General features: G+C 74.4%; 28 protein-coding genes and 1 pseudogene. 16 read left to right on the top strand and 13 right to left on the bottom strand.

Annotated elements, in window-relative coordinates:
- Positions 1–55 precede the first annotated feature (55 nt).
- On the bottom strand, positions 56–1,243 hold the full coding sequence (locus ACQP1P_RS22750; protein WP_433089212.1) for an LCP family protein: 1,188 nt from the start codon (positions 1,241–1,243) through the stop codon (positions 56–58).
- 462 nt (positions 1,244–1,705) lie between these two features.
- On the opposite strand from ACQP1P_RS22750, the gene ACQP1P_RS22755 reads away from it, so the two are divergent.
- The 3 genes from ACQP1P_RS22755 to ACQP1P_RS22765 all read left to right on the top strand — a co-directional run bounded on the left by ACQP1P_RS22755 (position 1,706) and on the right by ACQP1P_RS22765 (position 3,340).
- A complete protein-coding gene (locus ACQP1P_RS22755) occupies positions 1,706–1,858 on the top strand; it encodes a hypothetical protein (RefSeq protein ID WP_433089213.1) in 153 nt (50 codons plus the stop codon).
- Between the two features lie 80 nt (positions 1,859–1,938).
- Positions 1,939–2,955: a serine hydrolase gene (locus tag ACQP1P_RS22760; protein ID WP_433089214.1), complete on the top strand. Its 1,017-nt coding sequence runs from the start codon at positions 1,939–1,941 to the stop codon at positions 2,953–2,955.
- 10 nt (positions 2,956–2,965) lie between these two features.
- Positions 2,966–3,340, top strand: coding sequence for a hypothetical protein (locus tag ACQP1P_RS22765; protein WP_433089216.1), 375 nt, complete (start codon positions 2,966–2,968; stop codon positions 3,338–3,340).
- Here ACQP1P_RS22765 and ACQP1P_RS22770 read toward each other — a convergent pair.
- Positions 3,333–4,025: a GOLPH3/VPS74 family protein gene (locus tag ACQP1P_RS22770; protein WP_433089218.1), complete on the bottom strand. Its 693-nt coding sequence runs from the start codon at positions 4,023–4,025 to the stop codon at positions 3,333–3,335. The genes ACQP1P_RS22765 and ACQP1P_RS22770 overlap by 8 nt on opposite strands.
- Before the next feature lie 39 nt (positions 4,026–4,064).
- Here ACQP1P_RS22770 and ACQP1P_RS22775 point away from each other — a divergent pair, with 39 nt between their 5' ends.
- From ACQP1P_RS22775 to ACQP1P_RS22785, 3 genes are all read left to right on the top strand, one after another.
- Positions 4,065–4,610: an RBBP9/YdeN family alpha/beta hydrolase gene (locus tag ACQP1P_RS22775; RefSeq protein ID WP_433089220.1), complete on the top strand. Its 546-nt coding sequence runs from the start codon at positions 4,065–4,067 to the stop codon at positions 4,608–4,610.
- 190 nt (positions 4,611–4,800) lie between these two features.
- On the top strand, positions 4,801–5,628 hold the full coding sequence (locus ACQP1P_RS22780) for a glycoside hydrolase family 15 protein (protein ID WP_433089222.1): 828 nt from the start codon (positions 4,801–4,803) through the stop codon (positions 5,626–5,628).
- A gap of 34 nt (positions 5,629–5,662) precedes the next feature.
- On the top strand, positions 5,663–6,364 hold the full coding sequence (locus ACQP1P_RS22785) for a type 1 glutamine amidotransferase domain-containing protein (RefSeq protein ID WP_433089224.1): 702 nt from the start codon (positions 5,663–5,665) through the stop codon (positions 6,362–6,364).
- A gap of 32 nt (positions 6,365–6,396) precedes the next feature.
- Here ACQP1P_RS22785 and ACQP1P_RS22790 read toward each other — a convergent pair whose 3' ends face one another.
- From ACQP1P_RS22790 to ACQP1P_RS22800, 3 genes are all read right to left on the bottom strand, one after another.
- A complete protein-coding gene (locus ACQP1P_RS22790; RefSeq protein ID WP_433089225.1) occupies positions 6,397–7,371 on the bottom strand; it encodes a zinc-binding dehydrogenase in 975 nt (324 codons plus the stop codon).
- A 161-nt stretch (positions 7,372–7,532) separates the two neighbouring features.
- Positions 7,533–7,784 carry a hypothetical protein gene (locus ACQP1P_RS22795; protein ID WP_433089227.1) on the bottom strand — a complete coding sequence of 84 codons (252 nt, stop codon included), beginning with the start codon at positions 7,782–7,784 and terminating at the stop codon, positions 7,533–7,535.
- Positions 7,754–8,029: a hypothetical protein gene (locus ACQP1P_RS22800; RefSeq protein ID WP_433089229.1), complete on the bottom strand. Its 276-nt coding sequence runs from the start codon at positions 8,027–8,029 to the stop codon at positions 7,754–7,756. Before ACQP1P_RS22800 ends, ACQP1P_RS22795 begins: the two co-directional genes overlap by 31 nt.
- A gap of 50 nt (positions 8,030–8,079) precedes the next feature.
- On the opposite strand from ACQP1P_RS22800, the pseudogene ACQP1P_RS22805 reads away from it, so the two are divergent.
- Both ACQP1P_RS22805 and ACQP1P_RS22810 read left to right on the top strand, forming a co-directional pair.
- Positions 8,080–8,700, top strand: a pseudogene (locus tag ACQP1P_RS22805) (helix-turn-helix domain-containing protein); the annotation flags it as partial.
- A 127-nt stretch (positions 8,701–8,827) separates the two neighbouring features.
- Entirely contained in the window at positions 8,828–9,574 is a 747-nt protein-coding gene (locus ACQP1P_RS22810) for an SAM-dependent methyltransferase (RefSeq protein ID WP_433089231.1), read from the top strand.
- A 74-nt stretch (positions 9,575–9,648) separates the two neighbouring features.
- On the opposite strand, the gene ACQP1P_RS22815 is transcribed toward ACQP1P_RS22810, so the two are convergent.
- The 6 genes from ACQP1P_RS22815 to metX form a co-directional block, all read right to left on the bottom strand.
- A complete protein-coding gene (locus tag ACQP1P_RS22815; RefSeq protein WP_433089233.1) occupies positions 9,649–10,188 on the bottom strand; it encodes a GNAT family N-acetyltransferase in 540 nt (179 codons plus the stop codon).
- Positions 10,189–10,204: 16 nt separating this feature from the next.
- Positions 10,205–11,521, bottom strand: coding sequence for a DNA polymerase IV (locus ACQP1P_RS22820; RefSeq protein ID WP_433089235.1), 1,317 nt, complete (start codon positions 11,519–11,521; stop codon positions 10,205–10,207).
- 126 nt (positions 11,522–11,647) lie between these two features.
- The gene (locus tag ACQP1P_RS22825; protein WP_433089237.1) at positions 11,648–12,832 is read right to left on the bottom strand and encodes a PhzF family phenazine biosynthesis isomerase; all 1,185 of its coding nucleotides are present in this window, start codon (positions 12,830–12,832) and stop codon (positions 11,648–11,650) included.
- Positions 12,833–12,921: 89 nt separating this feature from the next.
- Positions 12,922–13,401: a CoA-binding protein gene (locus tag ACQP1P_RS22830; RefSeq protein WP_433089239.1), complete on the bottom strand. Its 480-nt coding sequence runs from the start codon at positions 13,399–13,401 to the stop codon at positions 12,922–12,924.
- Positions 13,401–14,714, bottom strand: coding sequence for an O-acetylhomoserine aminocarboxypropyltransferase/cysteine synthase family protein (locus ACQP1P_RS22835; protein ID WP_433089241.1), 1,314 nt, complete (start codon positions 14,712–14,714; stop codon positions 13,401–13,403). The genes ACQP1P_RS22830 and ACQP1P_RS22835 overlap by 1 nt, the downstream gene beginning before the upstream one ends.
- Entirely contained in the window at positions 14,711–15,898 is a 1,188-nt protein-coding gene (metX, locus tag ACQP1P_RS22840; RefSeq protein ID WP_433089243.1) for a homoserine O-acetyltransferase MetX, read from the bottom strand. The genes ACQP1P_RS22835 and metX overlap by 4 nt, the downstream gene beginning before the upstream one ends.
- Before the next feature lie 73 nt (positions 15,899–15,971).
- Here metX and ACQP1P_RS22845 point away from each other — a divergent pair, with 73 nt between their 5' ends.
- From ACQP1P_RS22845 to ACQP1P_RS22875, 7 genes are read left to right on the top strand one after another with little or no spacing between them, the layout of a single operon-like run.
- Positions 15,972–16,517: an OsmC family protein gene (locus tag ACQP1P_RS22845; protein ID WP_433089245.1), complete on the top strand. Its 546-nt coding sequence runs from the start codon at positions 15,972–15,974 to the stop codon at positions 16,515–16,517.
- Positions 16,510–17,721: an NAD(P)-binding domain-containing protein gene (locus tag ACQP1P_RS22850; RefSeq protein ID WP_433089247.1), complete on the top strand. Its 1,212-nt coding sequence runs from the start codon at positions 16,510–16,512 to the stop codon at positions 17,719–17,721. Before ACQP1P_RS22845 ends, ACQP1P_RS22850 begins: the two co-directional genes overlap by 8 nt.
- A gap of 19 nt (positions 17,722–17,740) precedes the next feature.
- Entirely contained in the window at positions 17,741–18,736 is a 996-nt protein-coding gene (locus tag ACQP1P_RS22855) for a carbohydrate kinase family protein (RefSeq protein ID WP_433089249.1), read from the top strand.
- Positions 18,733–19,878, top strand: a complete 1,146-nt coding sequence (locus tag ACQP1P_RS22860) for a 6-phospho-beta-glucosidase (RefSeq protein ID WP_433089251.1) — start codon at positions 18,733–18,735, stop codon at positions 19,876–19,878. Before ACQP1P_RS22855 ends, ACQP1P_RS22860 begins: the two co-directional genes overlap by 4 nt.
- A 44-nt stretch (positions 19,879–19,922) precedes the next feature.
- Complete coding sequence (locus tag ACQP1P_RS22865) at positions 19,923–20,714, top strand: ABC transporter ATP-binding protein (RefSeq protein WP_433089253.1); 792 nt, start codon at positions 19,923–19,925, stop codon at positions 20,712–20,714.
- The gene (locus tag ACQP1P_RS22870) at positions 20,711–21,721 is read left to right on the top strand and encodes an aliphatic sulfonate ABC transporter substrate-binding protein (protein ID WP_433089255.1); all 1,011 of its coding nucleotides are present in this window, start codon (positions 20,711–20,713) and stop codon (positions 21,719–21,721) included. The genes ACQP1P_RS22865 and ACQP1P_RS22870 overlap by 4 nt, the downstream gene beginning before the upstream one ends.
- Positions 21,718–22,467 carry an ABC transporter permease gene (locus ACQP1P_RS22875; protein ID WP_433089257.1) on the top strand — a complete coding sequence of 250 codons (750 nt, stop codon included), beginning with the start codon at positions 21,718–21,720 and terminating at the stop codon, positions 22,465–22,467. The genes ACQP1P_RS22870 and ACQP1P_RS22875 overlap by 4 nt, the downstream gene beginning before the upstream one ends.
- Positions 22,468–22,496: 29 nt before the next feature.
- Here the strand turns inward: ACQP1P_RS22875 and ACQP1P_RS22880 are convergent, their stop codons facing one another.
- Positions 22,497–23,666 (bottom strand): nucleoside 2-deoxyribosyltransferase domain-containing protein, encoded by a 1,170-nt coding sequence (locus ACQP1P_RS22880; RefSeq protein ID WP_433089259.1) that lies wholly within the window; start codon positions 23,664–23,666, stop codon positions 22,497–22,499.
- Positions 23,667–23,762: 96 nt separating this feature from the next.
- Between ACQP1P_RS22880 and ACQP1P_RS22885 the strand changes: the two genes are divergently transcribed.
- Positions 23,763–24,203, top strand: coding sequence for a carboxymuconolactone decarboxylase family protein (locus tag ACQP1P_RS22885; protein WP_433089261.1), 441 nt, complete (start codon positions 23,763–23,765; stop codon positions 24,201–24,203).
- 251 nt (positions 24,204–24,454) lie between these two features.
- Here ACQP1P_RS22885 and ACQP1P_RS22890 read toward each other — a convergent pair whose 3' ends face one another.
- Complete coding sequence (locus ACQP1P_RS22890) at positions 24,455–24,658, bottom strand: cold-shock protein (RefSeq protein ID WP_433089263.1); 204 nt, start codon at positions 24,656–24,658, stop codon at positions 24,455–24,457.
- Positions 24,659–24,676: the final 18 nt, after the last annotated feature.

Below are 24,676 nucleotides of genomic sequence, written 5' to 3' on the forward strand. Positions count from 1 at the left end.
GGCCCCTACCCGCCGGGGCGCCGCTCACGCCTGGCCGGGGTCCCGGCCCGCGCGGTCAGCTGGGCGCGACGAGGTCCAGGTGGCCCGCGACGAACGACTGGACCCGCTCGGTGCGGACCGCCTCGAGCAGGTCCAGCGTCGTCTGGTCGAGGGTCTCGGCATTGGACACGCCCGGCGCGTTGTTGAAGGTGCCGTTGTTCGTCTTGATCGTGAGCAGGTCGTCGGCGCCGATGCCGCGCATCGCGTAGAGCCAGTCGGCCAGGTCGATGCCGCCGCTGTCGATGGTCATCGCCTTGCCCACGACCCGCAGGACGTCGTTGAGCCGGGCCGGGTTGGTGAGCACGTCGGAGCTGAGGATCTTCTTGAACAGCGCCTTGAGGAACTGCTGCTGGTGGCGCTGCCGGTCGTAGTCGCTGTTGGGCAGCAGCTCGCGCTGGCGGACGTAGTCGAGGGCCTGCCAGGGCTCGAGGTGCTGATAGCCGACGTGGTACACCTGCGGCGTCACGCCCGGCACCGCGGCCAGGCCCTGGCCGCCGTCGGAGCGCGTGAACTGCCGGAACGGCACCGCGTACTCCCCGTTGGCGGTGTGGCCGATGTGCACCGAGGTCGTCTCCTCGTCGACGTACATGTCCACGCCCCCGAGCACCTCGACGACCTGCTGGAAGCCGGTGAAGTCGACGATCGCGGCGCCGTCGAAGGTGATGCCCCACAATGACTTGATGGTCAGCGCGAGCAGCTCGACGGCGTGGGCGCGCTGGTTGGCCCCGGTGAGCCCGTCGCCGCCCCAGGCGTAGGCGCCGTTGATCTTGTCGTGGCCGCCCTCGTACCGCTTCGCGCCGTTGTCGTACGGCGGGATCTTCACCCACGTGTCGCGCGGGATCGACACCAGGTAGGCCTGGTCGTGGCTGGCCGGGATGTGCAGGATGATGATCGAGTCCGCCCGCACCAGCTCGGCCGGGTCCTGGCCGGGCCGCGCGTCGACGCCGATGAGCAGGATGTTCTTGGCCCCGTCGATGTCGACGTGCCCGCGCTGCTCGGCCTGGCGCCCGCTGTCGCCGAGGAGGTTCTCCTGGGCGACGCTGCGGGTGGCGTACCTGAACAGCGCCTCCTTGCCCGCGAGCGCCCCGCCGGCCGCGAGCGTGCACACGAGCCCGAACGCGATGAGCAGCCGCGCCCACACGGGATCCCGGCCGGGCAGGCGCTGGGCGCCGCGGCTTCGGGCGGGTGCATCCGGAGTGGTCACGGGCCGGCTCCTGCTGGTCACGGGGGCTTTCACTGTACAAGATCACTCGACGGGGTTCCTCACGCTCTTGACGCAATCGCGCACGTCCACGTTGCATGGGCGTCGTGGGCACTACGGCACGGCGGATCGCCATCGGGGGCGGGGCCGCGGCGATCGCGCTGCTCGGGCTCGCGTACGCCACGACCACCGCGACGCTCGTCCTGGCGGCGGTCGCGCTCGCCGTCGCCGGGCTCGTCACGCTGACGCCGGGCCAGCACCAGCACCAGCTCCAGGGCCACGCCCCGCCGCGCCGGGACCGGCTGCTGTTCCCGCTCGCCGGGCCGTCGCGCTCTCCTCGCTCGCCGCCGTCTCGGTGGTCTGGGCGGCCGTCACGCCCGCGGGGCCGATCCCGTGCGTCGGGCCGTCGAGCACCGCCCGGCTCGCGCTGGCCGCCGCGCTCGCCGCGCAGCTCACGACGAGCTCATGGTCACGGCCAGGGTGGGGCTGCCGGCCGGCGCCGAGGTCGCCGCGGCGCTGCACGAGGCCCGCGCGCACATCCGCGACTTCGTGCCGACCGCCCGGCACATCTACCTGCAGCCCGAGGGCCCCGGGGGCATCCCGGGGGGCACGGCCTGAACATTCGACGCCTTGAATGCCGAAGCCGAACCGCATAACCTGCCCGGGAGTTAGACAAACCTGGCAAACGGGGAGGACGCATGGCAATGGGCATGAGCCGCCGGGCGGCGCTGGCGGCGAGCGCCGGGGCGACCGCGGCGCTGGTCGCGGGCGGGACGGCCGCCGCGGCGCCGGCCAAGGAGGACGACCTCGCGAAGCTGCCGCCGGCCGAGAAGATCCGGCGGGTCTACGCGCGGCAGAAGGCGAAGGCCGGCGGCACCTGGCACTCGCACGTCACGCGGGTCAACGCCGCGGGCGCGATGGAGAACGTGATCGAGGACGACGCCGACCACGTCGTCAACGGGTACAGCGTGCAGAAGCTGGCCGTCGCGACCGCCGTCATGGACAAGGTCGACCGGGGCCAGCTGAGCCTCGGGCAGAAGCTGGACCTGCAGGCCGACATCATCCTCGGCGGCAGCGGGATCTACTTCCTGCACACCGTCTGGGGCGACGACATCACCGTGGCGAACTTCCTCACCGCGATGCTGCTCGTGTCCGACAACACGGCCGTGCGCATGTGCGGCCGGGTGGTCCCGGCGCTGGAGATCAACGACATCCTCGCGGCCAAGGGGTTCGTGCACACCCGGGTCGAGCCGGTGGCCAACCCGAACCGGTTCTTCCTCGGCACCACCACGCCGCACGAGATCACCGACCTGCTGACCCGCCTGGCCGGCGGGACGCTGCTGTCGGCGGGCTCGTGCGCGTTCCTGCTCAGCATTCTGCGGTGGATCAACGGCTACCACGACGGCATCCGCCGCAGCATGTCCTCGGACGAGCGCAGCCGGGTGGCGACCAAGTACGGCGCCGACTTCAACACGCTCGGCGCGGCCCGGCACGAGGCCGGCATCATGTTCGGCGCGGACGGTTCCCCGGCGCTGGTGTACGGGTTCTTCGCCGAGGGCCTGGGCGACCTGGACAACTACGGCGCCACCCATCCCGCGGTCGAGGCGCACGCGGTGCTCGGCCGCACGATGTTCGACACCATCCAGAGCACCACGAGCGCGGCCGCCCGCACGAAGACGGTGATGCCGAAGTTCCGCCCCAACAACGGCGGCTGATCCTGGCGTCGTGACAGAGTACTGCCCGCGCGCCGCGGTGCTGCGGCTGTCGCAGCACCTGGCCGCGGGCGGGTCGGTCGCGGCGGTGACCGGCGTGGGGCCGCCCGCGCCCGCGAGCCTGGCGGGCCACCGGACGGCGCAGCTGCACGGCGCCCAGATCTGCCCCGGTCTGATCGTGCTGGCGCCGGCGTCGACCGGCCGCGCGCCGATCGCGGCCAGCAGTTCGGCCCCGACCGGCTCGCACACGTCCTGCACGACGCTCGCCCCGCCCGTCCGGGTGCGCGAGCAGCCGACCACGTCCCATCCGCGCCCGGCGAGCACGTCCACGAGCGCCGCCCCGAGCCCCCGCCCGGCGCCCGTGACGACGGCGAGGCGGCTCAGCTGATCGCGGCGGTCGTCGCCGCCGAGGTGGCCGCGGTGATCGCGACCGTCGACCCGATGACGGCCTGGATGCGCCGCACCGTCTGCCGCACGGCGTCGGCGGCCCGGTTGCCCGCGGTGATCGCGTCCAGGCGCCCCTGCAGCTCCTCCCGGGCCCGGCCCGGGAACACCTCCTCCGCGAGCCCGCTCACCTGCACGAGCCCGATCAGCGCGGCGGCGCGGGCGGGCACCTCGCCGTCCTCGTCGCCATTGCCGTCGATGGCCGCCGTCAGCTCGGCGCGCACCGCGGTCTCGGCGGCCGGTTGCGAACCCGTCGCCGACGCGAACCGGGTGCGCGGGAACACCCACAGCACACGGTCCTGCTCCTTGCGCAGCACGCCCGCCTCGATCTGGCGGTCGAGCACCTTGGCCCGCAGCCCGTCGGCGAGCGGCTGGATCCACGCGTCGGCCTTGCGCGGCTTCTCCTCGGCCGCGATGCGGGCCAGCGCCTCGTCCGCCACCGGGTCGCCCGTGGGCGTCGCATCGCGCACCGCGACCCGGTCCTCGGCGATGTCGACGCGCCCGGCGAGCGCCAGGTCCAGCAGGACCGCCCCGGCGAGGCCGTAGTTCAGGCGCAGGTCGCCGATCAGGTTCTTGCCGTGGTCGTCGAGCGCGAGCAGCAGGAAGTCGTCAGCCAGGCCGTTTTTCATGGTCCCACGGTAGCGTCGCCCGGCACTACGCTCGGCGCCATGACGCGGTTCCTGCTGGTGCCCGGCCGCGGCCGGCCATACCCGGCACACTGGTCGCGCCGCTGGGCCGAGGACTACCCGGAGTTCTCCTGGGCGCCGGAACCGCCGGGCCCGCCGTACGTCGCCGAGGACCGCGTCGCCGCGCTGGACGCCGCGATCGGGTCCCGCGACGAGCCGGCCGTGCTGGTCGCGCACAGCGCCGGCTGCCTGACGGTCGCGATCTGGGCGAGCCGGCACACCGGTCCCGTGCGCGCCGCGATGCTGGTCACGCCGCCGTGGCTGGACCCGGAGTGGGACGGGCCCAGCCCGGGCTTCGTCTGCGGCCCGGTGCCCCGCGACCCGCTGCCGTTCCCGGCGCTCGTGGTCGCGAGCCGCGACGACCCCGCGGCGACCTTCGAGCAGGCCGCGGCGCTCGCCCGCGACTGGGGCGCGGAGCTCTTCGACGCCGGCCCCGTCGGGCACCTGGACTCCAGGTCCGGCTTCGGGCCGTGGCCGGAGGGCGAGCGTCTGGCCCGCACGCTCGCCGCCCGGGCCGCGAAGACCTGACTACTCCGGCCGGGACTCGCCGGCGTCGCGTGGGGTCACCGTCCACGACCGTCGCCGCCACGACCGTCGCCGCCACGACCGTCGCCGCCACGACCGTCGCCGCTGAGGCCGGCGCGGCACCGTCGCCCGACGACCGGCGCACCGACCACCAGCCATCGCGACCTGGCTCACCGGCTACGACGGCAATCCGGTGCGCATCGGCAACGCGGCCGCTGAGCAGTTCCAGCTCGACGTGTACGGCGAGGTCATGGACGCCCTGCACCAGGGCCGCCGGGCCGGGCTCAAGGCCGACGACCCCGCGTGGGGGCTGCAGGTCAAGCTGATGGAGTTCGTCGAGCGGCACTGGCGGGACCCGGACGAGGGCATCTGGGAGGTGCGCGGCGGCCCCAAGCAGTTCGTGCACTCGAAGCTGATGGCCTGGGTCGCGGCCGACCGCGCGGTCAAGGCCACCGAGGAGTTCGACCTCGACGGGCCCGTGCAGCGCTGGACCGAGCTGCGCGAGGCGATCCGGGCCGAGATCCTGCAGCACGGGTACGACCCGAAGCGGCGGACGTTCACGCAGTACTACGGCTCCGAGGAGCTCGACGCGGCGATGCTCATGGTCCCGCTGGTCGGCTTCCTGCCGGCGACCGACGAGCGCGTGGTCGGCACCGTCGCCGCCATCGAGGAGCACCTCATGCAGGACGGGTTCGTCCAGCGGTACACCCAGCACGAGGAGACCGATGTCGACGGGCTGCCGCCGGGCGAGGGCGCGTTCCTGGCCTGCACGTTCTGGCTCGCCGACAACTATGCGCTCATGGGGCGCCACGAGGAGGCCCGGGAGACGTTCGAGCGGCTGCTGGCCCTGCGCAACGACGTCGGGCTGCTCCCGGAGGAGTACGACACCCAGGAAAAACGACTCGTGGGCAACTTCCCGCAGGCGTTCAGCCACGTGCCGCTGATCGACACCGCCCGGACCCTGTCCAGCGCCCTGGCCGCGACCGAGGCGCGGGCCGCGGAAGGACTCGCACAGGGCTAGGCCCGCTCACTCCCGCGCCGCGCACCCTGGCGGCATGGCGAAGATCCTGTTCGTGCTCACGGGGGCGAGCTACTGGACGCTGCGCGACGGCACCCGCCACCCGACCGGCTACTGGGCGGAGGAGTTCGCGGCCCCGTACCGCGCCGTGACCTCGGCCGGGCACACCGTCGAGGTCGCCACCCCCGGCGGCGTCGTACCCCACGTCGACGTCATGAGCCTGCGCCCGTCGATGGCCGGCGGCGAGCAGGCCGCCCTGGACCAGGAGGGCGTGCTGCGCTCGGCCGAGGAGCTGCGCCGCCCGCTGCGGCTGTCCGACGCCCGCCTGCAGGACTACGACGCCGTGTACTACCCCGGCGGCCACGGCCCGATGCAGGACCTGTGGGACGACGCCGATTCGGGCCGCCTCCTGGTCGCGGCCCTGGCCTCGGGCAAGCCCCTGGCGATCGTCTGCCACGCCCCGGCCGCGATGCTGGCGACCCGCCGCGACGGCCGGTCCCCGTTCGCCGGCTACCGCGTCACGGCGTACACCAACGACGAGGAGGCCGCGGTCGACCTGGCCGCCCGCGCCCCCTGGCTCGTGGAGAACGAGCTGGTGAACCTGGGCGTGCACTTCGAGCGCGGCGAGATCTGGAAGCCCTACACGGTCGTGGACCGCAACCTCTTCACCGGCCAGAACCCGGCCTCGGCCGCGCCCCTGGCCGCCGAGCTGCTCAAGGCCCTCGGCGCTTCGGGGTGAGCCGGAGCGCGCAGACCGGAGCAGACAACGGCTCAGGGACGAAGGACCACCCGGCGGCCGCGCAGCTCGCCCCGTTCGATCATGCGGTGCGCCTCCGCCGTGGCCGACAGCGGCAGCTCCACCGTCGCCCGCGGGCGCAGCCGGCCCGCGGCCAGCAGCCGGTTGATCGTCACCGCCGCCTCCGCGAGCTCGGTGACGGTCGCGTGCGAGATGACGAACCCGGTCACCGTGCGGTCCCGCATGTAGAGCGCGCCGACGGGCAGCACCGGCCGCGTCCCGGCCCCGGCCAGCAGCACCGCGCGGCCGCGCAACGCCAGCCGCTCCACGATCGCCTCGAGGTCGTTGCGGCCCGCGGTGTCCAGGTACACGTCGACGCCGTCCGGGCACGCCTGCGCCAGCCGCGCGTGCAGATCCTCGGCGCGGTAGTCGAGCACCACGGCCGCGCCCAGCGCCGCGCAGTGCTCGGCGTCGCGCGCCGAGGCGATCGCCACGACCCGGGCGCCCGCCGCCGCGGCCAGCACCACCGTCGCGGCCCCGACGTTGCCGGCCGCGCCCGCCACGACGACCGTCTCACCCGGCCGCAGCCGCCCGTGGGTGAACAGCCCGAGGTAGGCGGTGCCGGCCGGGTGCACCATGGTCACCGCGGTCTGCGGGGCGACGGCGGGCGGCAGGTGGTACAGCCGCTCGACCGGCACGACCGCGAGCTGGGCGGCGGCCCCCTGCCGGCCCGCGTGGCCGAGGCTGTTGCACCACACCGCGTCGCCGGGCGCGAACCCGGGCGCCCCCGCACCGGCCGCCACGACCACCCCGGCCAGGTCGCGGCCGACCACGAACGGCATCGGCAGCGGCGTGCGGAACAGCCCCGAGCGCACGAACGTGTCGACCGGGTTGACCGTCGTCGCCCGCACCTCGACCAGCACGTCGGTCGGGCCCGGGACGGGATCGGCCAGCTCGCCGAAGCGGATGACGTCCGGGGTTCCCAGCTCGTGCAGGTAAGCCGCGCGCATGAGCCCCGATTCTGCGCCGGGCACGCTCGGCCGCCAACCCGGTCGCGCGCGGTCTCGTCAGGTTCACCCGCTCAGCCGCTTCGGCGGGCACAGCCTCGAGGTCGTCGTCCGGGCACCCCGGGGCGGTGCGGCCGATGCGTCGCGCGTGAGCGCCGGGCGGCTCAGCCCCGCGAGTGGCGGGCGAGGTGCCGGGCCCGCACGCGGGCCTGGGTGAGGCGTGCCGCCAGGCGGCGCTGCTTGGCCAGGCCCCGCTCCGTGCGGTAGTAGCACTGCGGGGGCTGCCGGCGAGCGATCCGTTCCTGGTATCGCAGACCCGGCCGGGCCGAGGTCAGGATCGGCCCGGCCGCCGGTCGCACGGCGAGGGTGTCGGCGGTCCACGGCATCAGCGACTGCGGCCAGAGGTCGGCGAACATGGTGCGCATTCTGCCGCCGGCGATCCGTCCGGGCGACCGAAATATGCCGAGACGGCGATGTCCGGGGCGAGCGCGGCCAGGAAGTCGGGCGCGTCGAACATGGCGCCCGCCGACGCCGCGCCCGTCGTGCGGGCCCGGCCGGTCAGGATGCGGGCGACGGCCTCCACGGCGAGCGGCGCGGTGACGGCGTAGATGTCGCGGCCGGCCGCCGTGGCGCGGCGCTGTTGCGAGCCGCGGTACACCACCGCGTCGACGACGAAGGACTGGGCGGAGCGGCCGCTCGCGTCGGCCGCGGCTGCCGGACGGGCGGCGGGCCACGACGCACTGGCAGTACGCCGGGGCGCTCGCCGCCCGCTATCCCCGCGTCGAGGTCGACGCGGACGTGCTCTACGTCGACGAGGGCAGCGTGCTCACCTCCGCCGGCAAGGCCGCCGCCCTCGACCTCGGCCTGCACCTGGTCCGCCGCGACCACGGCGCGGCCGTCGCCAACGCCGTGGCCCGGCGGCTGGTCGTGCCCCCGCACCGGCCGGGCGGGCAGGCCCAGTTCGTCGCCACGCCGGTGCCGCCGCCGGGGGACCGCCCGCTCGCCGCGCTGCTCGCCTGGGCGTCGCAGCGGCTGGACGAGCCGCTGACCGTGGAGGACCTGGCCCGCCGGGCCAACCTGAGCAGCCGCCATCTTGCCCGGCACTTCCGCGCGGCGACGGGGACCACGCCGCTGCGGTGGCTGCTGACCGAGCGCATCCGGCGGGCGCAGGAGCTGCTGGAGCACACCGGCGACGGCCTCGACGCGATCGCGGCCGCCACCGGCCTGGGCACCGCGGCCACCTTGCGCCGGCACTTCCACCGGGTCGTGGGGGTGGCGCCGGGGGAGTACCGCCGCACGTTCCGCGAGCGGCGCGACGCGTCCGGCCGGCCCGGAAATCGGTCGCCGCGATCGGCTCGGGGCGGTAGTCTGCGGCCTCCTACGTCTCTTGGAGGTGGCTTGATGCCGGCGCCCGTCCTCACCCCGCTGACCCATCCGACCGACGTGAGGACTCTCCGACGTGGACCTTCCGCGCATCTTCGCCATCCGCGAGGCTGACCACCGCATTCACAACCCGCTCACCGAGCACAAGCTCGCGACCCTCGGCGCCGCCGTGCGGCTGCGCCCCGGCCAGACCCTGCTCGACCTCGCCTGCGGCAGCGGCGAGATGCTGTGCACCTGGAGCCGCGACCACGGCATCCGCGGCACCGGCGTCGACATCAGCACCGTGTTCCTCGCCGCCGCCGAGGCGCGCGCCGCCGAGCTGGGCGTCGCCGGCCGCGTGAGGTTCGTCCACGCCGACGCCGCCGGCTTCGTGCTGCCCGAGCCCGTCGACGTCGCCGCCTGCATCGGCGCGACGTGGATCGGCGACGGCCTCCCGGGCACGCTGACGCTGCTGGAGCGCAGCCTCAAGCCCGGCGGCCTGCTGCTCGTCGGCGAGCCGTTCTGGCGCGTCGACCACCCCGACCAGGCGATCGTCGAGGGCTGCGGCTTCAAGGACCGCGACGAGTACGACAGCCTTCCGGGGCTGGTCGAGTCGTTCGGGCGGCTCGGCTGGGACGTGGTGGAGATGGTCCTGGCCGACGAGGACAGCTGGGACCGCTACGCCGCGGCCCAGTGGTTCAGCCTGCGCGCCTGGCTCGACGCCAACCCGGGCGACGAGCTGGCCGGCAGGGTCCGGGCCGAGCTGGACACGGCCGCGCTGCGGTACGTGCGCTATCGCCGCCCGTATCTGGGCTGGGGCGTGTTCGCGCTGCGGCGACGCTGACCGGCCGCGGCGTCCCCGGTCACGCGGCGGCATCGCCGGCGCGTGACCGGGGGGCCGGCGGCCGGCCGTGCGCGTCAGGCGGTCGGCACCCAGAAGCGGAGGGTGCCGTCGCGCTCGTCCTCCAGCACGCCGCCGTTGGCCTCGATGACGCGCCGGGAGACGGTGTTCGTCGTGTCGCAGGTGAGCAGGGCCGTCTCGATGCCCAGGGCGCGCGCGACCGGCAGCGCCGCCCGCAGCATCCGCGTCGCGTGGCCGCGGCGGCGGGCCGTCGGGCGGACGTCGTAGCCGATGTGGCCGCCGCCCTCCAGCAGCCGCGGGGTCAGGCGGTGACGGATCGCGAGCCGCCCGTAGTAGTCGGCGCCCTCGGCCCACCACAGGGAGGTCGACGGGACGAATCCCTCGGGCCGGGGCGTCTCCTCCAGCGCCTGCGCGCGCAGCGCCGACACGTAGCCGGCGAAGCCCGCGGGCGAGGCCCAGGACGAGGAGAACTCCCGCAGCTCGTGCGCGATCATGCTGTTGTCGTCGGGGCCGCCGCGCCCCTCGGCGACGAACTCGGCCATGGCGGCCAGGAACGACTCGCGGACGTCGACGGTAGGCGGGCTGAGCGCGGGCACGACAGCACGATATCGCTCAGCGCCAGTCCGGTGGGGGCGCGCGGTGCAGCGCGGGGTCGTCGGCCTTGAAGGTGCGCACCGGGCCCGGGGGTGTCAGCGGCCCCTCGAAGCGCACGGTCACGCGGCCCAGGCCCGCGCCCCACACCCAGCCGGGTCCGTGCTCGTCGTGGCGCACGTCCTGGCCGGTGCGCCATGCGGTGTCGACGGGCTCGGCGGCGACGGGCTCCGGGGCGGCCGGGTCCACGACCTCCGGCGCCGTACCGATGGCGAAGAGCGTGTCCTGCGCGAACTCCGACAGCGCGGAGACCCCGACGCCGAGCAGGCGCAGGCCCCCGGTCACCTCGATGTCGGCGAGCAGGCGCCGGGCCAGCTCCACCACCGCGCGCGGCTCGTCGGTCGGCTGGTCGCGGGTCGCCGAGCGGGTGATCGTGGTGAAGTCGAAGTAGCGGGCCTTCACCGTCACCGTCCGCCCGGACAGGCCCGCCGCCCGGAGGCGCCTGGCCACGCGGTCGGCCAACAGGTCCAGCTCGCGCTCCAGGCGGGCCCGGTCGGCCACGTCGGTGCCGAAGGTCTCCTCGGCCGAGACGGACTTGGTGTCGCGCTCCGGCACCACGGCGCGGTCGTCGTCGGCCCGGGCCAGGCGGAACAGGCCGTTGCCGTGGGCCTGGCCGAACCACGCCAGGAGGTCGACCAGGTCGCGGGCGGCCAGCTCGCCGATGGTGCGGATGCCGGCCTGGCGCAGCCGCTCCGCCGTCGCCGGGCCCACGCCCCACAGCTTGGTCACGGGCAGCGGGTGCAGCACCGCGAGCTCCGAGCCGGGCCCGACGACCGTCAGGCCGTCGGGCTTGTCGAGGTCGGAGGCGATCTTCGCGACGAGCTTCGAGGTGCCGACGCCGACCGAGCCGGTCACCCCGCCCGTCGCGGCGGCGATGCGCGCCTTGATGCCGCGGGCCAGCTCGGTGACGGCCGGCACCGCGCAGTCGTGGCCGCCGGCGGCCAGGTCGACGAACGCCTCGTCGATCGAGACCTGCTCGACCAGCGGGGAGACCTCGCGCAGCAGCTCCATCACGACCTGGCTGGTGCGCCGGTACGCCTCGAAGCGCGGCGACAGATAGGCCGCCCCGCTCGGCAGGCGCCGCCGCGCCTCCGACATCGGCATCGCGGAGCGGACGCCGAACGTCCGCGCCTCGTACGACGCGGTCGCCACCACCCCGCGACCGGCGATCCCGCCCACGACCACCGGCCGGCCGCGCAGCGACGGCTTGTCCCGCTGCTCGATGCTGGCGAACGCGGCGTCGAGGTCGAGATGCATGATGCTCGCCTCGCGCCTCACCGGGCCATTCTGTCAGGCGCAGAACCCTTCGACGGCGGCCCGCGCCGACGCGTGCGAGGCCGGGCCGTCCTGCGCGACCGCCGCGAGGCGGCGCCCGAGCTGGGCGGTGGACGGCCCGCGCTTGCGTCAGTCCGCAGCGACGACCCGGCCGAGGCCGGAGCGGTCGATCGCGCCCGTGCACATGCCGCACGGCCGGCACGAGGTGTACATCGTGACCTCCGCCGCGGCCGCGGGCGTCAGATGCCGGGCCGCCCAGCGGGCCAGCTTGAGCTCCGGGTGTGCGGTGATGTCCCCGTCGGAGGCGACGGTGTTGTGCTCCTCGGCCAGCACCGTTCCGGCCGCGTCGACCAGCAGCGAGCCGAACGGCGCCTCGCCCGCCGCCCGGGCCCGGGTGGCGAGCTCGATCGCGCGGCGCAGGAACCGCTCGTCGCCGGCGCTGGGCGAGGGGCGCGGGCCGATCGTGAGCGTCCCCGTCGCGGTGACGACGCCGGAGCCGCGGACCAGGACCCGCGGGCCGTCGACGGTGACGAGGATCCGGCTCGGGCGCCCCATCGCGTGGCCCTGCTCGATCACGACGTCCGGCCCGGCGAGCCCGTCGGCGACGAGCAGCGCGGCGAGGGGACCGGCGGCCGTGCCGGTGGCCGGGTCCTCGGGGATGCCCATGGCGGGGTTGAAGAACCGGGCGTAGACGCCGGACTCCAGGGTGTACACGTAGCAGCCCTCGCCACCGGCGGCGCGCAGGGCGGCCACGAGCCCGTCGGCGTCCACCACGACCCGGTCGACGGCCGAGCGGGAGCGCACCGGCACGAGCAGGTGCCCGGCGCCCGTCGAGACGACCCGCGGGGCCCGGTCCGCCACCAGGTCGTCCTCGTCGAGCCCGAGCGCGGCGGCCAGCCCGGCCCGGTCCGCCACGGAGGCGCCGAAGACCGGCGGCGACTGCTCCATGCTGACGACGATCCGGCCGTCGTCGCGCCGCTGGGCGTACACCGGCAGCACGTCGGCGCCGATCTGCTGGTGGAACGTGGCCGAGTCGCCCTCCAGCAGCGACTCGGCCAGCCACAGCCAGGCGCCCAGCGCGTTGTGGCCGGCCCCGAAGACCTCCTCGCCCGTCGGGGTGAACGACCGGAGCCGGCGGGTGACTGTGGCCGGCCGGTCGCTGCGCAGCACGAACGTGGTCTCGGACTGGTTGAACTCCCGCGCGATCGCCCGCAGCTGCGCGTCGCTCAGCCCGTCGGCGTGCGGGACGAGGGTGAGTGGCGCGCCGGTCAGCGGCGCGGCGGCGAAGACGTCGACGTAGGCGAACTCGGTCATGGCTACGACGCTACGGGTGGCGCGCGGCTCCATCACCACGGATCCCGCCTCCGAGGTCGTGCTCGATCGGGCCGTCCCGGGCCGCCGGCTCACTGCAGGCCGGTGCGCACCGAGGTGATCCGCCGGGTGTTGAAGCCGAGCCAGTGCATGCGCCCGACGTACCGCGCGTGCTCGATCTTCACGCACCGGTCCACGACCACGTCCAGCCCCGCCTCCGCCGCGATCCCCGAGCCCTCCTCGCTGATCACGCCGAACTGGCACCACATCGCCTTCGCGCCCACGGCCACCGCCTCGCGCGCGATGCCCGGCACGGCGGCCGGGGCGCGGAACACGTTCACGACGTCGATCGGCACCGGCACGTCGGCGAGGCTCGGGTAGCTCGTCTCGCCCAGGATTCGCGGCTCGCGCGGGTTGACCGGGATCACCGTGTAGCCGTGGCGCTTGAGGTAGTAGCCGACGAAGTAGCTCGCCCGCAGCTCGTTGGCGGACAGGCCGACGATCGCCACGGTGCGGGCGGTGTGCAGGACGTGCTGGATCGTGGTCGGGTCCTGGAAGCGCTGGAGGTCCATCAGGCCGCCTTGCTGACGTAGGTGAAGCCCTGCTCGAGGTCCCAGAGCAGGTCCGCGACGCTCTCGGTGCCCACCGACAGGCGCACCGTGCCGGGACCGACCCCGGACGCGGCCAGCTCGGCGTCGCTGAGCTGGCGGTGGGTCGTGCTGGCGGGGTGGATGACGAGGCTCTTCGCGTCGCCGACGTTGGCCAGGTGCGACCAGAGGGTCAGGCCGCGGATGAGGTTCTGCCCGCCCTCGCGGCCGCCGGCGCAGTCGAAGGAGAACACCGCCCCGGCGCCGCGCGGCAGGTACTTGTCCACGAGCGCCTTGTACCGGCTGCCGGGCAGGCCCGCGTAGGTCACGTTGCCGGCCAGCTCGTGCGCCTGCAGGAACTCCGCGACCGCCAGCGCGTTGGTGACGTGCCGCTCCATGCGCAGCGAGAGCGTCTCCAGGCCCTGCAGGAACAGGAACGCGTTGAACGGCGAGAGCGCTCCGCCGAGGTCGCGCAGGGTCTCGGCGCGCAGCTTCATGAGATAGCCGTAGGCGCCGAAGGTCTCGTGGAACTGCAGCCCGTGGTAGGCCGGCGACGGATCGGCGACCACCGGGAACCGCCCGTTGGACCAGTCGAAGGTGCCCGCCTCGACGACCACCCCGCCGATGCTCGTGCCGTGCCCGCCGATGAACTTCGTCGCCGAGTGCACGACGATGTCGGCGCCCCACTCGATCGGCCGGCACAGGTAGGGCGTGGCGAACGTGTTGTCCACGATGAGCGGCAGCCCGTGCTCGTGCGCGATCCCGGCGACGGTGGCGATGTCGAGCACGTTGCCGGCCGGGTTGCCGATCGTTTCGGCGAAGAACGCCTTCGTGTTCGGGCGCACCGCGGCCCGCCACGCGTCCGGGTCGTCGGGGTCGACCCAGGTCAGCTCGACGGTCATCTTGCGCAGGAGGTGCTTGAGCTGGTTGACGGTGCCGCCGTACAGCGCCGAGGACGACACCACGTGGTCCCCGGGCTCGAGCAGCGTGAACAGGGCGGCGGCCTGGGCCGCGATCCCGCTGGCGAACGCGACCGCGCCGGTGCCGCCCTCCAGGTTGGCGACCCGCTCCTCGAAGACGGCGACGGTCGGGTTCATGATGCGGGAGTACGTGTTGCCGTACTCCTGCAGGTTGAAGTACGCGGCCGCGGACTCCGGGTCCTCGAACACGTAGCTCGTCGTCTGGAAGATCGGCACCGCCCGGGCCCCCGTGTTCGGGTCGGGCCGCTGCCCGGCGTGCAGCTGCCGGGTCTCGAAGCCGAACTCGTGCTCCCGCTCGGCGCGAAATTCGTCGCTCACTCGCCTGTGCCTTCCTCGCCGAGGAACCGGCGGATGATGGGCGTCTGCCGGGCCTCTTCCAGCAGGAAGCAGTCGTGGCCGTAGGGCGCCTCGATCAGGTGGAACTCTACCGGCAGCCCGTGCCCGTCCAGGGCGGCCTCGATGTCGCGCGAGGCGCTCGGCGGATACAGCCAGTCGGAGCTGAACGCGATGAGCAGCGTGCGCGCCCGCACCCCGGCCAGCGCCTTGGCCAGCGAGCCGTCGCCGTGCTCGCGGGCCAGGTCGAAGTACGTCAGCGCCCGGGAGAGGTAGAGGTAGGTGTTCGCGTCGAAGCGCCGCACGAAGGAGCCGGCCTGGTGGCGCAGGTAGCTCTCGACCTGGAACTCCGGCTCGGCGATGGTGTGGCGGATGTCGTCGGCGAACTGCAGCCGGCGGCCGAAGCGGTCCTCCAGCGCGGGCGCGGACAGGTAGGTGATGTGCCCCACCATCCGGGCCACGCCCATGCCGGCGTCGGGCGCGCGGCCGGTGCCGTGGTAGTGACCGCCCTGCCACGCCGGGTCGCCCATGATGGACTCGCGGGCGATGAAGTTCCAGGCCACGCCCTGCGGGTGCAGCCCGTGGGTGCTGGCGATGACGACGATCGCGTCGACCTCGTCCGGGTAGCGCACCGCCCACTCCAGGGCCTGCATCCCGCCCAGCGACCCGCCGGCGACCGCGGCGAGCCGCTCGATGCCGAGCTCGCGCAGCAGGGCCCGCTCGGTGCGGACCATGTCGGCGACCGTGATGACCGGAAAGTCCGAACCGTACGGCCGGCCGGTCTCCGGGTTCACCGAGCCCGGGCCGGTGGTGCCGCGGCAGCCGCCGAGCAGGTTCGTGCACACGACGAAGTACCGGTCGGTGTCGAACGCCTTCCCGGGGCCGATCATGCCGTCCCACCATCCGAGAGCTTTCCCGGCGGCGCCGTCGCGATCCTCGGCCGCGAAACCGTCCCGGGTCCCGGCCTCGGAAGGGCTCGCCGACAGGCCCGCCGCGTGCGCGTCGCCGCTCAGGGCGTGGCACACGAGGATGACGTTGTCCCGTTCGGGAGCAAGGTTGCCGTATGTCTCATACGCGACCCGGACCGGGTGCAGCTCCCGGCCGCAGTCAAGCTGGACCGGGTCCGGCAGGTCGAGGTACTGCGTCTCGACTATCAGTATATTGTCCATCGCCCCAGTGGGTGTTATAGGTAATCGGACCAGCATAATGGGTAGCTCGGTACCGTAGAGGAGAGCACACGATATGACGACAGCCGACAACGGTGTCAACGTCCAGGCCCTGCTGGACGCCCGTCAGGCGCTCAAGGACGCGCCCGAGGCCGCGCAGTTCACCTGGCGCGCGTCCTCGCGCTGGGACCGCGGCGTGCACAGCACCACCACCATCGAGAAGTTCTACGGCCTCGGCCAGGAGCAGACCCACAAGGCTCAGTCGACCTTCGAGGCCGACCACCCCGCCGTCTTCGCCGCCGAGGACAACGGCATCACCCCGATCGAGTATCTCCTCGTCGGCCTCGCCGGGTGCCTCACCGCGGGTGTGGCGAGCGTCGCGCAGAACCGGGGCATCCAGCTGCGCTCGGTCGAGGCGCACGTCGAGGGCCAGCACGACATCCGGGGCATCCTCGGCGACGGTGACGTGCGCAACGGCTACGAGGGCATCAAGGTCACGTTCAACATCGACGCCGACGCCTCCCGCCAGGAGATCGAGGCCCTCGTCGCGCAGTCGCAGAAGCGCTCCGCCGTCTTCGACGCCCTCACCAACCCGACCGACGTCACGGTCGAAGTTGCCTGAGCACGTCACCGCGGTCGTCGTCGGGGCCGGTCACGCCGGCCTCGCGGCGAGTCACTTCCTGGCTCGGCGCTCCATCGACCACGTCGTGCTGGAGCGCGGCGAGGTCGCGAACTCGTGGCGGCACGAGCGGTGGGACTCGCTGCGGCTGCTGACCCCGAACTGGCTGACCCGGCTGCCGGGCCAGTCCTACGACGGCCCGGACCCCGACGGCTACATGACCGGCGCCGAGGTGGCGTCGTTCATCGACCGGTTCGCCGAGCCCGCGCCGGTGCGCACGGGCTACGAGGTCACCTCGCTGCGCGCCGGCGAGGACGGCTTCTCGATCAACGGCGATCTGCGGGCCCGGGCGGTGGTCATCGCCAGCGGCGCCTGCAACACGCCGGTCGTCCCGGCGTTCGCGGCCGCCCTGCCGTCCTCGATCACGCAGATCACGCCGCATTCGTACGGCGGGCCGGCCGACCTGCCCGACGGCGGCGTGCTCGTCGTGGGCGCGTCGGCGACGGGCGTGCAGCTGGCGGCCGAGCTGCACCGCTCCGGCCGCAAGGTGACCCTGTCCGTGGGCGAGCACGTGCGCATGCCCCGGCTGTACCGCGGCCGGGACGTCCTGTGGTGGATGGACGCGGCCGGCGTGTGGGACCAGCGCCACGACCAGATCGACGACCTGGACCGGGCCCGCAAGCTCTCCTCGCCGCAGCTCGTCGGCGACGAGAAGCGCCGCACCCTCGACCTCAACGCGCTGACCGACATGGGCGTCGAGCTCGTCGGGCGGTGGGCCGCGCTGCGCGACGGCCGGGCGCTGTTCTCGGGCGGGCTGCGCAACCTGTTCTCCCTCGCCGACCTCAAGCTGGCGCGGCTGCTGGACACGTTCGACGCGTGGGCCGGCGACGGCGGCGGCGAGCGGCCCGAGCCGACCCGGGTGCCGGCCCGGCCGCGCCTGCAGCTCGACCTCACCGGCGGTGAGATCCGCACGGTGGTCTGGGCGACCGGTTTCCGCCCCGAGTACGGCTGGCTGGACCTGCCCGTGGTCGACGCCAAGGGCCGGCTGCGCCATGACGGCGGGGTGGTCGAGGGGGTCCCGGGGCTCTACGCGCTGGGCCTGCCCGTCCTGCGCCGGCGCAAGTCGACCTTCATCCACGGCATCGAGGACGACGCGCGGGAGGTCACAGATCATCTTGCGGCTTCCCTACTAGGACGGTCGACTTAATAGGCATAGGCTGGTCGGCATGGACCTCTTCGTGTCCGGTGACGTCTACCTCGACATCGTCTTCACCGGGCTGCGGCGGCTGCCGCGGCCGGGGGAGGAGACGTGGGCGCCGGGCATGGGCTCGTCGCCGGGCGGCATCGCCAACCTGGCGGTCGCGGCCGCCCGCCTGGGCCTGCGCACGGGCCTGGGCGCGGCGTTCAGCACCGACGCCTACGGCGAGTTCTGCCGCGACGTGCTGCGCGAGCAGGGCGTCGACCTGGGCCCGTCGCGCAGCTTCGAGGACTGGCACTCGCCGGTGACGGTGTCGCTGGCCTACGAGCGCGACCGCAGCATGATCAGCCACGCCCACCCGGCCCCCGTGCGCCCGGACGGGCTCGTCGGCGAGCTGCCCGCGGCCGCGGCCGCCGCCGTGAGCCTGACCGGCGAGCGGCTGCCGTGGGTCCGCCGCGCCGCCCGGGCCGGCACGCTGGTCTTCGCCAACGTCGGCTGGGACGACACCGCCGCCTGGCCGGCCGCGGCCCTGGACCTGCTCGAGGACTGCCACGCCTTCCTGCCCAACGCGGGCGAGGCGATGCACTACACCCGCACCGACACCCCGCGGGCGGCGCTGCGCCGGCTCGCCGACCGGGTGCCGCTGGCGGTGGTCACCTGCGGCGCGGAGGGAGCCCTCGCCATCGACGCGTCGACCGGCGAGATCGTCGCCGCCCCGGCGGTACCGGTGGAGTCCCTCGACCCGACCGGCGCCGGCGACGTGTTCAACGCCGGCTTCATCGCCGCGACCCTGTGGCAGCGCCCGCTGCGGGAGCGCCTCGCCTTCGCCAACCTCGTCGCCGCGCTGTCGGTGCGCCACTTCGGCGGCTCGCTGTCGGCGCCGGGCTGGGGCGACATCGCCGCGTGGCGGGCGGCGACGCGCGAGGCGGACTACGACTTCCTCGACGAGCTCATCCCGAGCGGCGACCTGAGCCGGACCCGCCGCGCGATGGCCACCATCGCCCGGCTCCCCGATGCCGCATGAGACTCACGATCCTCGGCGGGGGCGGCTTCCGGGTGCCGCTCATCCACGGCGCGCTGCTGCGGGACCCGCTGGTCGACGCCGTGACGCTGTTCGACACCGACGCCGGCCGGCTCGCGGCCATCGAGCGGGTGCTGGCCGCGCAGGCGCTCGGGGTCGCCGCCGCGCCCCGGGTGACGGCGAGCACCGACCTCACCGCCGCGCTCACCGGCGCCGACGTCGTGTTCTCGGCGATCCGCGTGCACGGGCTCGCCGGCCGGGTTCTCGACGAGCGGATCGCGATCGCCGAGGGCGTGCTCGGCCAGGAGACCGTGGGCGCGGGCGGCCTGTCGTTCGGCCTGCGTACCGTGCCCGTGGCCGCCGGCATCGCCCGCCGGATCGCCGAGGTCGCCCCGCGGGCGTGGGTCGTCAACTTCACCAACCCGGCCGGCCTGGTGACGGAGGCGATGGCCGCACACCTCGGCGACCGGGTGATCGGCATCTGCGACTCGCCCGCCTCGCTGTGCCGCCGGTTCGGCGCGTTCGACTACGCGGGCCTGAACCACCTCGGCTGGCTCCGCGTGGATGGACGTTCGATCCCGAACGAATACCTGCACTACTACGAGGACCCGGCCGCGGCGCCGACCGGCCCGACCCGCGGCGAGTTCCTCCAGGAGCAACAGCGGCGGCTGTACCGCCGGCTGGCCGACCCGGCCGCCGACGCGCTGGCCACCTGGGACAGCGTGCGGGCGGAGCGCGACGCCACGTACTTCGCGGCCGGCCCGGCGACCGGCGGCTACGAGGACATCGCGCTGGCCCTGATGCGCGCCCTCACCGGCGGCGGCCCGGCCCGGCTCATCCTCGACGTGCGCAACCGCGACACCCTGCCGCACCTGGACCCCGGCGCGATCGTCGAGGTGCCGTGCGCCGTGGACACCACCGGCGCCCGGCCGCTGCCCGTCACCCCGCTGGACGCCGGCCAGGCCGCGCTGACCGCCGCGGTGAAGGCGAGCGAGCGCGCGGTCCTGGAGGCGGTCGCGACGGGCTCGGCGGCCGCGGCCCGCCGGGCGTTCGCCATCCACCCGCTGGTCGCCTCCGACGCGATCGCCGGGCGCCTCCTGGCGGCGTACCGCAGCGCCTTCCCGGAGCTGGCGTACCTGCGCTGAGAGTTACCTATTTACTCTATCGATCTTGTAGGTAATATGCTCCCGTGACGATCGCACCCCTCGCGACCGCCGCCGTACCCGTCGAGCTGCGCGGCGCCGCCCGGCGCTGGGCCGGGCACGTCGTGCTGCGCGACATCGACCTGGACCTGCCGGCCGGGCGGGTCGTGGCCATCCTCGGCGCATCCGGCAGCGGCAAGTCGACGCTCCTGCGGCTCGTCGCCGGCCTGGAGCACCCCACCGCCGGGACCGTCACCGTCGACGGCCGCCCGGTGCGCGGCATCGAGACCCGCTGCGCCGTGATGTTCCAGGAGCCGCGCCTGCTGCCCTGGCGCACCCTGGCCGGGAACGTCGCCTACGGCCTGCCCCGGGGCACCCCGCGGGACCGGGCCCGGGCCGAGGTCGGCGAGCTGCTCGACGTCGTCGGCCTCGCCGGGTTCGCGCGGCACCGGCCCCGGCAGGTCTCCGGCGGCATGGCCCAGCGCACCGCGCTCGCCCGCGCCCTGGCCCGGCGGCCCGGGGTGCTCCTGCTCGACGAGCCGTTCGCGGCGCTGGACGCGCTCACCCGGCTGCGCATGCAGGACCTCGTGGACGGGGTGCAGCGCCGCACCGGCACGACCGTCCTGCTCGTCACCCACGACGTCGACGAGGCCCTGCGCCTGGCCGACCGCGTGGTCCTGCTCGGCGCGCAGCCCGGCCGCCCGGGCGCCGCCATCGTGCACGCCCTCGACGTTCCCGGCGACCGCCCGCGCGACCGGGGCGACGCCGCCCTCGCCGCGCTGCGCGCCGACCTGCTCGCCCGGCTGGGCGTGCCCCCGATCACGGAGGATCCCCGATGAAACGCGCCGCCCTCGCCCTCGCCGTGGCCGCCGCCCTGTTCACGTCCGGCTGCGTGGAGGGCGAGCACAGCGCGCCCGCCGCGCCCCCGCCCGCGAGCGGGGGCGACGCCCCGGCGCAGCTGCGCCTCGACTACGCCTACTACAACCCGGCCAGCCTGGTCCTGCGGGAGCAGCGATGGCTCGAACAGGAGCTGGAGGCCAAGGGCACCAAGGTGACGTGGGTGCTGTCGGCCGGCAGCAACAAGGCGAACGAGTCGCTGCGGGCCGAGGCCGTCGACTTCGGCTCGACCGCCGGCGCCGCGGCGCTGCTGGCCCGGGCGAACGCCACCCCGATCAAGGTCGTGTCGATCTACAGCCAGCCGGAGTGGGCCGCGATCGTCGTCGGCCGCGACTCCCCGATCACCACCGTCGCACAGCTCAGGGGCAAGAAGGTCGCGGCGACGAAGGGCACCGACCCGTACTTCTTCCTCCTCCAGGCCCTCCAGCAGGCCGGCCTGACGCCGAAGGACGTCGAGGTGGTGAACCTGCAGCACGCCGACGGCAAGGCGGCCCTGGAGCGCGGCGACGTCGACGCCTGGGCCGGCCTCGACCCGATCATGGCCCAGACCCAGGTCGACAGCGGCTCGAAGCTCATCTACCGCAACAAGGCCTTCAACTCCTACGGCACCCTCAACGCCCGCGAGGCCTTCCTGGCCCGGTACCCGGCCGTGGCCCAGCTCGTCGTCGACGCCTACGAGAAGGCCAAGGCCTGGATCGCGGCCAACCCCGGCCCGGCCGTCGACCTGCTCGCCCGCGAGTCCAAGGTCTCCCCGGCGGTGGCCCGGCTCGTGCTCACCGAGCGGACCGCCCTCGACGTCGACCCGGTGCCGGGGGAGGCCCAGCGCAAGGTCCTGGCGACGATCCTGCCGGTGCTCGTCGCCGACGGCAACGTCAAGACGACCGAGGACGGCCGCCAGGCGCTCGAGTCGCTCTTCGAGCCGCGGTTCGCCCAGGCCCGCGCGAAGTGAGACGCACCTGGGCACCGCTGGCCGGCGCGGTCGTGCCCGTGCTCCTGCTCGGCGCTTGGCAGGCGGCGAGCGCGAGCGGCGTGTGGTCCGCGAGCCAGCTGCCCCCGCCGGCGGACGTCCTCGCCGCGCTCGGGCAGCTCGCCCGGCGCGGCGAGCTGGGTCACCACATCGCGATCAGCGTCCAGCGGGTCCTGCTCGGCTTCGCGGCGGGCTCGGTGGCCGGCCTCGCCCTCGGCGGCCTGGTCGGTCTGTCCCGCGCGGCCCAGGCGCTGCTGGGCCCGACGATCCAGGCGCTGCGGGCCGTGCCGTCGCTCGCCTGGGTGCCGCTGCTGCTGCTCTGGCTCGGCATCGACGAGACCCCGAAGATCGTGCTGGTCGCGATCGGGGCGTTCTTCCCGGTGTACTCCACCGTCGCCGCCGCGCTCGCCCGGGTCGACCCGCACCTGGTGGAGGTCGGCCGCGCGTACGGCCGCTCGGGCGCGGCGCTGCTGGGCACGGTGCTGTTCCCCGCGGCCCTGCCGGCGGTCGTGTCGGGCCTGCGGCTCGGGCTGGCGCAGAGCTGGCTGTTCCTCGTCGCGGCCGAGCTGATCGCGTCCTCGATGGGGCTGGGCTTCCTGCTCATCGACAGCCAGAACACCGGCCGCACCGACGTCATGCTGCTGGCGATCGTCCTGCTCGCCGTCATCGGCAAGGCCACCGACTCGGCGCTCGCCCTCGTGGAACGGACCCGCCTGATCCACTCCTGAGGCCCGGACCCGAGCGGCGACGAGGAGGATCAGCTCACGTCGGCGAGGACCTGGGCCAGCATGCCCAGGGTCGGCCAGTCCACCAGCGCGCCGGCGCGGATCTCGGCGTACGTGCGCAGCTCGACCCAGGTCCGCTCCGTCGTCCCCGGCTCGCCGAACGGGGTGTCCGCCGACGCGCGCAGCGCCGCGACCTCGGGCTCGGTCAGCTCGGCCGAGAACAGGTGCGCGCGGTGGGCGGAGAGGGTGCCGGCGACCTGGCGGCTGCCGTGGGCGCGCAGCCGGGACGCGGGCAGGGCCAGACCGGTCTCCTCCCGGACCTCGGCGGCGGCCTGGTCGAGCGCGGGCACGTCGTCGGGGCCGGCGCCGCCCGGCAGCTCGTGGATGAAGCCGTCGACGGTCGCCGCCGTGGAGCGGAACTCGCGGACCAGCACCACGAGGGTCTCCTCGAGCGTCCTCGCCCGGCGGTACAGCACGACGCTGGACAGATCCGGCCGCGACAGCACGATCTGCCCGGTCTTCACGCGGTCCTCGGCGGCCACGCGGATGTTCGTGCGCAGGGCCCAGTACACCACCTGCCGCCGGCCCGGGCCGCGGCGGAACACCCACTCCACCCGGGCGCCGAGCAGCTCGTTGCCGGCCTCGGACTGGGCGCGGTACCAGCGCTGGAAACTGCTCGTCCGCCACACCGTCAGGGGCACCTCGCGCTCGCCCCCGCCGCGGCGCGCGCCCGGCGTCAGGCCCTCGAGGGCCAGGTCCAGCGTCTCGGGCAGGGACGTGGCGGTGGGCACGTGCTCGGCCCGGGCGCCGGCGAGGAGGTAGCGGTTGCGCGGGGCCTGCGGCGGGGCGCCGAAGACGGCCTTGCCGCTGCGGTACCAGACGCCCCACTCGACGTTGGTGGTGAACGCGGGCATCGTGGCCAGGTCGCGGGGCACCCAGAAGACGATCCGGTCCGCGAGGTGCAGCCCCGCCTCCTCCCAGCCGATCTGCCCGTCGTAGTCGCGCACGACCCCGGTCGCGGGTTCGGGGGAGAAGACCACGAGCCGGCCGCCGGTCCAGCGCTCGCGCAGCAGCCCGATGGCCCCGGGCCGCCAGCTCGCCACCTCGGGGGCGCGCGGGGTCGGCCCGGCCAGGAACAGCGCGGCGTCCCACGAGGCGGGCGGCGGCTCGGGCGGGGTGACGACGACGATCTCAGCGGCCATGGGACGAGAGCCTACAAACGGGCCGCGACCGGCTCGCGTGATCGGGCTCACACGGCGGAGCGTCACGCCCGCGGGTCCTCGTCCCGTCGTGCCGGCATGGAGCAACGTATGGAGTGGGCCAAGGTCGTGCCCGAGGGGTACGCGGTGATGTCGCAGCTGGAGCGGTACGGGCGGCGGACGGTCGAGCCCCGGCTGCTGCACCTGGTCAAGATGCGCGCCTCGATCGTCAACGGCTGCGCGTTCTGCCTCGACATGCACGCGGCGGAGGCGCTCGCCGACGGCGAGCACCAGCGGCGCGTGCTCGCCGTCGCCGCGTGGCGGGAGTCGACGCTGTTCGACGCGCGGGAGCGGGCCGCGTTCGCGCTCACCGACGCCCTGACGCGCCTCGGCGAGGACGGGGTGTCCGACGAGGTGTGGGACGGCGCCCGCGCGCACTGGTCCGAGGAGGAGGTCGCGAACCTGGTCCTGGCGATCGGCATCATCAACGTCTGGAACCGCATCGTCGTCGCCGGCCGCCGGGCGACCCCGCCGCTGTGAGTTTCCGAGGCTTTGGCATGGATCGATGCCCGGCCTAGCCTCCGCGGAGAAAGCGTTTTCCTCAAGGAGGAGACCATGCGGAGCACCGACCAGTCCGTCATCACCGGCCCGCGCGCCGCCGACGGCAGCATCGCGTCGTCGAGCTTCCTGGTGCCGTCCAACGGCCAGGCGGTCGGCGCGCAGATCTAGCGCGCCCCGCGGGAGTGCCGCACGGTCACGGCATGCGGCACTCCCGTCGCGGGGGGCGGCCCTCAGGCGGGGCGCACGTTCTCGGCCTGCGGGCCCTTCGGGCCCTGGGCGATCTCGAACTCCACCTTCTGCCCGTCCTCCAGGCCCCGGTAGCCGGTGCCGACGATCGCCGAGAAGTGGACGAAGACGTCGGGGCCGCCGCCATCCTGCTGGATGAAGCCGAAGCCCTTCTCGGAGTTGAACCACTTGACGGTACCGCTGGCCACGCTGTCCTCCTGATGCCT

The sequence above is a fragment of the Dactylosporangium sp. CA-052675 genome (assembly GCF_050947935.1).
GTDB lineage: Bacteria > Actinomycetota > Actinomycetes > Mycobacteriales > Micromonosporaceae > Dactylosporangium.